This is a genomic window from Pseudomonas sp. LFS044 (assembly GCF_047978245.1).
Lineage (GTDB): Bacteria > Pseudomonadota > Gammaproteobacteria > Pseudomonadales > Pseudomonadaceae > Aquipseudomonas.
Map to the genome: position 1 here is coordinate 1 of NZ_JBFPFX010000082.1, position 310 is coordinate 310.

The window sequence follows — 310 nt, forward strand, 5'->3', positions numbered from 1 at the left end:
AGTTCGTGCCATCGACCAGCCGTTCCTGATGCCGATCGAAGACGTGTTCTCGATTTCGGGTCGTGGTACCGTTGTTACCGGCCGTATCGAGCGTGGTATCGTCCGCGTTCAGGACGCCCTGGAAATCGTTGGTCTGCGTGACACCACCACCACCACCTGCACCGGTGTTGAGATGTTCCGCAAGCTGCTGGACGAAGGTCGTGCTGGCGAGAACTGCGGCGTTCTGCTGCGTGGTACCAAGCGTGACGACGTTGAGCGTGGCCAGGTTCTGGTCAAGCCAGGTTCGGTCAAGCCGCACACCAAGTTCACC

At 60.0% G+C, this 310-nt stretch carries 1 protein-coding gene; it reads left to right on the forward strand.

Annotated features, from left to right (window positions below):
* On the forward strand, positions 1 to 310 hold a 310-nt coding region (locus tag ACNQPL_RS26710), incomplete at both ends, for an EF-Tu/IF-2/RF-3 family GTPase (RefSeq protein ID WP_416468392.1).